The following is a 6,769-nucleotide window of genomic DNA, read 5'->3' as shown; positions in this document are numbered from 1 at the left end:
TATACACACTTGTGGATAACAATATAAAAATATAGAATAATATTTATTTACATATCATAATAGTATAAATGGTAAAATTATAATACCAAGTTTTTAGGGTCTTATCAACAATAAAATATCATAGTTCAATTTGTCCACACAGCTATTCACGCAATAGTCATAGGAAATTCACAATGATGTAAACACCTTAAAATTACTGTTTCCTTGACATAATAAAAAACGTTAGAGTATAATTTTCTGTGAGTCTTTATTTACCTATTGATTGTAATGATTGGTGTTTTCGTAAGGGGGTGTTTACGAATGAAGATGACTTATCAGCCTAAGAACAGGCGTCATAAAAAAGTTCACGGTTTTCTGTCCAGAATGAAGTCGGCAACTGGACGTAATGTTTTGAAACGTCGTCGTTTGAAAGGTCGTAAGAAATTGACAGTCTAAAGGCCGCATAAATGTGGCCTTTTTATGATCATAGCCCTAAAGGGATGGGGGGTATTATGCTCAAAAAAGGACTGAGATTGAAAAAATCTGGAGATTTCCAGCGGACTTTTGCCGCCGGACGGAGTTATACATCAAGACAAGCGGTGATCTATTTAGTGAAGGGTGACACTTGTTTTGGGTTTATTGCTTCCAAAAAAGTCGGGAATTCTGTCAAAAGAAATAGAGCAAAGAGATTAATGAGAGAAGCTGTTCGCCTTAATTTAAGCCGGATAAAGCCCGGTTATCAAGTTGTATTGATTGCTCGGCGGGATATCATCCGGGCTACATATGCTGAGGTAGAAAAGTCTGTTTTATTTATGTTACGTAAAGCGGGAGTCGCAGATGGTAATTAGAAAAGGGATAATAAAGATATTAGTCGGGATGATTATGATTTATCAGAGAGTTCTGTCCCCTATAAAACCCCGAAGCTGCCGATTTTATCCGACATGTTCCGAATATGCCATTCAGGCGATTACAAAATATGGAATACTTAAAGGATTAGGAAAATCATTTCTTAGGATTTTAAAATGCAACCCTTTCCATTCCGGTGGGTATGATCCCGTTTAAGGAGGATTTTCGTGAGTTTTGTTGTTGATGGAATGATTAATTTTCTGGATATTCTGTTTAATCTGACTTCTTTGGTAGGGCTTCCCTATTATGGGGTAGCAATTATCCTTTTTACCATTATCATAAAAATTATTCTTTTTCCGCTTACTTATAAGCAAACGGCTTCTATGCGCAAGATGATGGAGCTTACACCGATGATCACGGACATTCAGAAGAAGTATGCCAAAGATAAGGTTAAAGCTAATCAAAAGGTTATGGAGCTGTACGCTAAGGAAAAAGCTAATCCGTACATGGGCTGTCTTCCTCTTTTGATTCAGATGCCCATTTTGTGGGCCTTTTATAAGGCTTTGATGATTTTTCCCTATGGTAATGAAGCGAGTGCCATGTTCTTGGGATTTAATCTTACTGTTAAGTATGGTTTTACACCGGATTATCATCTTATACTGCCGATCGCTGCGGGGCTTTCGACATATTTGATGTCTAAAACGACCAGCAGCTCCACTGTTTCTGCTTCTCAACCGGAAAGTGCCAAACAAACTCAAAAGATAATGCTCATTGTTATGCCTTTCTTTCTTGCTTATATTACGGCATCGGTTCCTTCGGGCCTTGGTATTTACATTATTACGATGAATATTGTGTCTGCGATTCAGACTCTTTATATCAATAATCATTTAGAAAAGCAAAGTAAAGCAAAGAGTGCTTAGGTTTTATCTATTCGCGGGGAGGATACGCAATGAAAGTCGCGGAAAAATCAGCAAAAACTTTGGATGAAGCTATTGGTTTATGCTTGGAAGAATTAGGGGTTTGCAAAAATGAAGTAGACATTGAAGTTTTAGAAGAGCCATCAAAGGGGTTATTTGGTTTATTTGGAGGAAAATTAGCAAAAGTAAAGGTCTTATATGAAGATGATGCCGGTGCGATTGCCTGCAAATTCCTTGAGAATCTTACGAAAGCCATGGATGTTGGGGCAAGTTTTGAGGTCTTTCGGCGTGATGAGCATATTGCCGTGAATATTACCGGTAATGATTTAGGGATATTAATCGGACGTCGCGGAGATACTCTGGAATCTATACAGTTTTTGACCAATCTTGCTGTTGGCCGGAGATTATCGGAAAAAATGAGGATTATTATCGATGTGGAGGGCTACAGAAAAAGACGGGAAGACACTTTAGTCAGACTGGCTAAAAGGCTTGCCGAGAAAGTAAAAAAGACTGGCAGCAGGGTTGTTTTAGAACCAATGAGTCCTCAAGAAAGGCGAATTATTCATACCGCATTACAAAATGAATGGAAGATTGCAACCTTTAGTGAAGGTGATGAGCCGCATAGAAGGGTAGTTATTTCTCTGAAACGTTCTCGGGAGTCAGGCCGGGATTATCGAGATGATTTTCGAGGCAGAGATTATAACCGGACCGGGTACAAAGAAAGTCTTGGGGAGAAAGACGACTCTGATGGGAATCTCAATAACTTTTCATCATAGAAATAAAAGGGGTTTACCCCTTTTATTTTTTCTGGAGTGATAAGAATGCTTGAAGATACAATAGTAGCTTTAGCGACGCCTCCGGGAGAAGGCGGTATCCATATTGTTCGCCTTAGCGGTCGCGGTGCCGGGGAAGTGATTAATCATTGTTTCCAGCCGGTTAATTCTGCCAGATGGCAGACTCAGGCCAGTCATACATTACATCTGGGCTGGTTTTTTGATGGTGAAACAAAAATCGATCAGGTTTTACTTTCCCGGATGCTTTCCCCTTTCTCTTATACCGGGGAAGATGTCTTTGAAATTAATTGTCATGGCGGAATGATTCCTGTGCGGAGAATTATTGAGGCTTGTCTGCATCAGGGGGCCCGTCTCGCCGGCCCTGGAGAGTTCAGCAAGAGAGCTTTTCTTAATGGAAAGATGGATTTGGTCCAGGCGGAAGCTATTATTGATTTAATCAGTTCTAAATCCGAGCTTTCGGCTGATTTAGCTGTTGCCCAGCTTGACGGGGCGTTATCGGATAAGGTGCAGGTATTGCGCCAGGAAATTTTAGATATCCTCTCTTTTATTGAAGCCGCGATTGATTTTTCGGAAGATGAAATCGATTTGCTCACCTATTCTCAATTAGAGGAAAGGATAAAATCTGTCCGCAGTAAAACAATAGCTATTCTGAATGGAAGCAAAACGGGAAAAATCATCAGAGAGGGTTTGTCTACAGTTATTGCCGGGATACCGAATGTAGGGAAGTCAAGTCTTCTTAATGCCTTATTGCGGGAAGAGCGCGCAATTGTAACGGATATTCCCGGAACAACCAGAGATGAGATCCGGGAATATGTTAAAATCGGCGGTGTATTACTGCACTTAATTGATACGGCCGGTATCCGTAAAAGTAATGATCCGGTGGAGATGATCGGCATTAACCGCTCCTGGAAAGCGATTGATGAGGCCGATGTTGTTTTACTTTTATTAGATGTTACAGACAAAGAGAATCATTCTGATGGCTGTTTGACGGAGGATGAGCTTCGGATATTAAAGGACTATGCCGAAAAAACGATCATTTTATATAATAAAATCGATTTGCTGTCTTCCTATCATAAAGCTGATTTCCTTATTCCGGCTCAGGTCAAGAATCAAATTAAAACGATCCTTTTTTCGGCAAAAAAACGGATCGGATTTAAAGAGCTGGAAGCTGAACTTGAAAAGCGGGTTTTTGGCGGAGATTCTGCTGTAATGAAACCAATGCTTTCGAATTTGAGGCAGATTTCTGAAATGAAAAATTGTTTGAATCATCTTGATGCCGCCCTGAATTCTCTTGCTCTGAACATACCGATTGATTTATTGTCGATAGATATCCGAGCCTCTTTGGAGTGTATTTCCAGGATCACCGGAAATAATGTCCAGGAAGATCTTTTGACGAATATTTTTACGAGATTTTGCATTGGGAAGTAGGATAAAGCAGTGAGGAACATCATTGAATATGTTGCCGGAAAGTATGATGTTATTGTGATAGGCGCCGGTCATGCAGGTTGTGAAGGGGCTTTAGCTTCGGCAAGAATGGGCTGTCAGACATTATTGGTCACGCTTAATTTGGATAAAATTGGAAATATGCCTTGTAATCCTTCTGTAGGTGGTCCCGCTAAGGGACATTTGGTCAGGGAGATTGATGCTTTAGGCGGCCAGATGGCTCTGACTGCAGATGATACTTCTTTACAGGCTCGCATGCTGAATACCGGTAAGGGGCCTGCGGTTCACGCTCTAAGGGTTCAATCCGACAAACGGGCTTATCATCTGCATTTGCTCAAAACGGTATTGCAGCAGGATAACCTTACTCTTGTTCAGGCCCTGGTCCAGAAGTTACTCATTGCTGATCATCAGGTCTGCGGTATTGTCACAAATACAGGGGCCCGTTTTTTGGCTGAATCTGTAATTTTGACCGGAGGCACGTACCTTCGTTCGCGCATTATCATTGGTGAAGCAATTTATGACGGTGGTCCGACTGGGGATTTGACTTCTTCTGCATTATCTTTGCAGCTTCAGGATATGGATGTGCAGTTAGGCCGGTTTAAAACAGGGACACCGCCGCGCATTCATAAGAATTCGGTAGATTACAGTAAATTTGCTCTTCAATGTGGTGATGAGGTTCAGCGCAGATTTTCCTTTATGCCTACGGAAAGCCTGTTTTGGGGCAGTGACCCTGAAAAACAACTTCCCTGCTGGCTAGGTTATACAACAGAGGAAGGTCATCAAATCATAAGGGAAAATTTAGACCGGGCTCCTCTTTATACGGGTGTAGTTGAGGGAATAGGTCCCCGGTATTGTCCGTCAATTGAGGATAAGGTGGTGCGTTTTGCTGAGCGCAAGGCTCATCAATTATTTTTGGAGCCGGAAGGGTTTGATAGTGAGGAGCTGTATGTGGCCGGTATGTCAACAAGTCTTCCGGAGGAGATACAGCAGAGGTTTTTTCACAGTATACCTGGTCTTGAGAAGGCTAAAATACTCCGCCCGGGTTATGCTATTGAATATGATTATGTGAAACCGTTTCAGCTTTCTCTCACTTTGGAGCTGAAAGATTGGCCTGGGTTGTTTACCGCCGGACAAATTAATGGGACCTCAGGCTATGAGGAAGCAGCCGCTCAGGGCCTGTTAGCCGGAATAAATGCCGCTTTAAAGGTTCGGAATAAAGAAGCGTTTATTCTTCGCCGCTCTGATGGATATCTGGGAGTATTAATTGATGACCTGGTGAACAAAGAAATCAAAGAACCGTACAGACTTTTGACATCCCGGGCAGAATACAGACTGCTGCTGCGTCAGGATAATGCCGACCTTAGACTTACACCTAAAGGAAGAGAGATTGGGTTGGTTTCTGATGAACGCTGGAACTATTTTCAGAAGAAAAAGATGGAGCTCGAGACCATAACGGAAATGAGCCATAATACATTTTTTTCCAATATGGATATTAAGGTAGGAGAAATACTGGCTAAAGCTGGTTCGACTTCGCTGCGCGGCAGTATTCGCGCTGAAGATTTATTTAAAAGGCCGGAAATTAATTTTCAATCTGTTTTGGAACTCATGCCCCAGTTGAAGGAATATCAGAGTGATACTGTTGAAGAAGCGGTAATCCAACTGAAATATGAGGGATATATCAGCAAGCAGCTGGAAGAAGTAGAAAGGTTTAACCGGTTAGAGGAAAGATTGCTTCCTCAGGATCTGGATTTCAATGAGGTCAGAGGTTTATCGAACGAGGCCCGTCAGAGACTGTTTGAGGTACGTCCTTTGAATTTGGGACAGGCGTCCCGTATCAGTGGTGTTAATCCTGCTGATATTTCTGTTCTATTGATCTTTTTAGAACAAAAAAGGAGGATGTCAGGCAGTGTTTAAGGAGTTTTCTTCTCTCTTCAGCTCAAAATCAGCTGAATTGGCCGATTTTGAGCCGTCTTTGTTCCAGCTTGACCAGTTTTGGAAATTTGGAGAGCTTTTGCTGGACTGGAACGAAAGAATGAATTTAACGGCAATCACTGAACCCAAAGATGTCGTTGTCAAACATTTTCTCGACTCTCTGATCAGTATTCCGATTATTCGAGACATGGAAAAAAACGAAAAAATAATGGGCTCTGGGAAAGAATTGATGCTTGCTGATCTGGGTACGGGCGGCGGATTTCCAGGAATACCTTTGAAAATTGCCCTTTCCCATTTAAATATCACCTTGATGGACTCTCTCCTCAAACGTTTGGGTTTTTTGCAGACCGTCATAAAAGAATTGGGCTTAAGGAAGATTTCGACGCATCATGCCAGAGCGGAGGATGCGGGTCACGACCCTGCTTTTCGCCAACAATTCGATATTGTCACGGCCCGGGCACTGGCTGACTTGCCTGTTCTTCTGGAATATACTGTACCTCTATTAAAAGTTGGCGGGGTTTTATTGGCCGCGAAAGGAAAAGATCCTGAAGAAGAGATCTCCAGATCGAATCGTGCTTTAAAAGAATTGAATTGCACGGTGGAAAGAATTCATCAATATCATCTGGGGGAGGCTGCGGAGTATCGTTCTCTCATCATTGTCCGTAAAATCGGTATAACTTCGGAAAAATATCCTCGCAAAGCGGGAACTCCCAAGAAAATACCTCTTTAAAAATTTTTTGCAAATGATTTTGGAGTGTGTGGCAGAGTATGTAAAGTATTCTGCCATATTTTTGTTGATGTTTCTTTGTTTGGCGGGTTTTATTTTGCTTTGCTGTTTGATAGTATAAGAGGTAGGGA

Annotated in this window: 7 protein-coding genes and 1 pseudogene; all 8 read left to right on the top strand. The window is 41.7% G+C overall.

From position 1 onward, the window contains the following. Positions 1–300 precede the first annotated feature (300 nt). The 8 genes and pseudogenes from rpmH to rsmG all read left to right on the top strand — a co-directional run bounded on the left by rpmH (position 301) and on the right by rsmG (position 6,641). Positions 301–435: a 50S ribosomal protein L34 gene (gene rpmH, locus SGLY_RS17705; RefSeq protein ID WP_013626357.1), complete on the top strand. Its 135-nt coding sequence runs from the start codon at positions 301–303 to the stop codon at positions 433–435. A 56-nt stretch (positions 436–491) separates the two neighbouring features. After that, complete coding sequence (gene rnpA / locus SGLY_RS16865) at positions 492–827, top strand: ribonuclease P protein component (RefSeq protein ID WP_041444880.1); 336 nt, start codon at positions 492–494, stop codon at positions 825–827. Then, on the top strand, positions 817–1,041 hold the full coding sequence (gene yidD / locus SGLY_RS16860; RefSeq protein WP_013626355.1) for a membrane protein insertion efficiency factor YidD: 225 nt from the start codon (positions 817–819) through the stop codon (positions 1,039–1,041). The genes rnpA and yidD overlap by 11 nt, the downstream gene beginning before the upstream one ends. 11 nt (positions 1,042–1,052) lie before the next feature. Further along, a complete protein-coding gene (locus SGLY_RS16855; protein ID WP_013626354.1) occupies positions 1,053–1,745 on the top strand; it encodes a YidC/Oxa1 family membrane protein insertase in 693 nt (230 codons plus the stop codon). Between the two features lie 29 nt (positions 1,746–1,774). Next, positions 1,775–2,395, top strand: a pseudogene (gene jag / locus SGLY_RS16850) (RNA-binding cell elongation regulator Jag/EloR); the annotation flags it as partial. Between the two features lie 168 nt (positions 2,396–2,563). Continuing rightward, positions 2,564–3,964: a tRNA uridine-5-carboxymethylaminomethyl(34) synthesis GTPase MnmE gene (gene mnmE / locus SGLY_RS16845; protein ID WP_013626352.1), complete on the top strand. Its 1,401-nt coding sequence runs from the start codon at positions 2,564–2,566 to the stop codon at positions 3,962–3,964. Between the two features lie 21 nt (positions 3,965–3,985). After that, positions 3,986–5,893 (top strand): tRNA uridine-5-carboxymethylaminomethyl(34) synthesis enzyme MnmG, encoded by a 1,908-nt coding sequence (gene mnmG / locus SGLY_RS16840; protein ID WP_041445534.1) that lies wholly within the window; start codon positions 3,986–3,988, stop codon positions 5,891–5,893. Next, entirely contained in the window at positions 5,886–6,641 is a 756-nt protein-coding gene (rsmG, locus tag SGLY_RS16835; protein ID WP_013626350.1) for a 16S rRNA (guanine(527)-N(7))-methyltransferase RsmG, read from the top strand. Before mnmG ends, rsmG begins: the two co-directional genes overlap by 8 nt. Positions 6,642–6,769: the final 128 nt, after the last annotated feature.

The organism is Syntrophobotulus glycolicus DSM 8271, assembly GCF_000190635.1.
Lineage (GTDB): Bacteria > Bacillota > Desulfitobacteriia > Desulfitobacteriales > Syntrophobotulaceae > Syntrophobotulus > Syntrophobotulus glycolicus.
This window is presented reverse-complemented; position numbering and strand designations above follow the sequence as displayed.

Excerpts from the sequence above, each read along its gene's own strand:
- yidD (WP_013626355.1), top strand. The coding sequence starts at position 817 with ATGGTAATTAGAAAAGGGATAATAAAGATATTAGTCGGGATGATTATG.
- rpmH (WP_013626357.1), top strand. The coding sequence starts at position 301 with ATGAAGATGACTTATCAGCCTAAGAACAGGCGTCATAAAAAAGTTCAC.
- mnmE (WP_013626352.1), top strand. The coding sequence starts at position 2,564 with ATGCTTGAAGATACAATAGTAGCTTTAGCGACGCCTCCGGGAGAAGGC.
- rnpA (WP_041444880.1), top strand. The coding sequence starts at position 492 with ATGCTCAAAAAAGGACTGAGATTGAAAAAATCTGGAGATTTCCAGCGG.